The organism is Arthrobacter sp. E44, from assembly GCF_041877125.1.
Classification (GTDB): domain Bacteria; phylum Actinomycetota; class Actinomycetes; order Actinomycetales; family Micrococcaceae; genus Arthrobacter.
On the sequence record NZ_JBHDJA010000045.1, the window covers coordinates 3633 to 5266 of the forward strand.

Here is a 1634-nt window from a genome sequence, read left to right on the forward strand (position 1 = left end):
GACGGAAGGGTTTTGGTGGAGCGCAGGACCTGATCCCGGGAGGCAAGCGTATTAACAGGTGTGACGCAGGAAGGTAGCCGAGCCGGGCGATGGTTGTCCCGGTCTAAGGATGTAGGGCGAATGGTAGGCAAATCCGCCATTCATATGGCCTGAGATCTGATGGGACCCCCGTATGGGGGGATTTGGTGATCCTATGCTGCCGAGAAAAGCATCGACGCGAGGTTTTAGCCGCCCGTACCCCAAACCGACACAGGTGATCAGGTAGAGAATACCAAGGCGATCGAGAGAATTATGGTTAAGGAACTCGGCAAAATGCCCCCGTAACTTCGGGAGAAGGGGGGCCCCAACCTTGAACACCACATTGCTGGTGGGAGGGGATCGGGGCCGCAGAGACCAGGGGGAAGCGACTGTTTACTAAAAACACAGGTCCGTGCGAAGTCGCAAGACGATGTATACGGACTGACTCCTGCCCGGTGCTGGAAGGTTAAGAGGACCGGTTAGCCGTAAGGCGAAGCTGAGAATTTAAGCCCCAGTAAACGGCGGTGGTAACTATAACCATCCTAAGGTAGCGAAATTCCTTGTCGGGTAAGTTCCGACCTGCACGAATGGAGTAACGACTTCCCCGCTGTCTCAACCATAAACTCGGCGAAATTGCAGTACGAGTAAAGATGCTCGTTACGCGCAGCAGGACGGAAAGACCCCGAGACCTTTACTATAGTTTGGTATTGGTGTTCGGAGTGGCTTGTGTAGGATAGGTGGGAGACGTTGAAGCCCGGACGCCAGTTCGGGTGGAGTCATCGTTGAAATACCACTCTGGTCACTTTGGACATCTAACTTCGGCCCGTAATCCGGGTCAGGGACAGTGCCTGATGGGTAGTTTAACTGGGGCGGTTGCCTCCTAAAAAGTAACGGAGGCGCCCAAAGGTTCCCTCAGCCTGGTTGGCAATCAGGTGTCGAGTGTAAGTGCACAAGGGAGCTTGACTGTGAGAGAGACATCTCGAGCAGGGACGAAAGTCGGGACTAGTGATCCGGCGGTACATTGTGGAATGGCCGTCGCTCAACGGATAAAAGGTACCTCGGGGATAACAGGCTGATCTTGCCCAAGAGTCCATATCGACGGCATGGTTTGGCACCTCGATGTCGGCTCGTCGCATCCTGGGGCTGGAGTAGGTCCCAAGGGTTGGGCTGTTCGCCCATTAAAGCGGTACGCGAGCTGGGTTTAGAACGTCGTGAGACAGTTCGGTCCCTATCCGCTGCGCGCGCAGGAAATTTGAGAAGGGCTGTCCTTAGTACGAGAGGACCGGGACGGACGAACCTCTGGTGTGTCAGTTGTACTGCCAAGTGCACCGCTGATTAGCTACGTTCGGATGGGATAACCGCTGAAAGCATCTAAGCGGGAAGCTCGCTTCAAGATGAGATTTCCATACACCCTCGGGTGTGAGAGGCCCCCAGCCAGACCACTGGGTTGATAGGCCGGATGTGGAAGCGAGGACTAACGACTCGTGAAGCTGACCGGTACTAATAGGCCAACAACTTACACCACACAGAACATACAAAACTCTGCTTGCGTCCACTATGTGGTTCCCAACCAACAACCCCCAACACCACGGGTTAATGGCACGGAACCAACAACT

1 rRNA gene (only partly in view) is annotated in these 1634 nt (G+C 54.8%); it reads left to right on the top strand.

The window, feature by feature from the left end:
* Nucleotides 1-1543: ribosomal RNA gene (locus tag ACETK3_RS21115) — 23S ribosomal RNA — on the top strand; it begins 1364 nt to the left of the window's first position.
* Nucleotides 1544-1634: the final 91 nt, after the last annotated feature.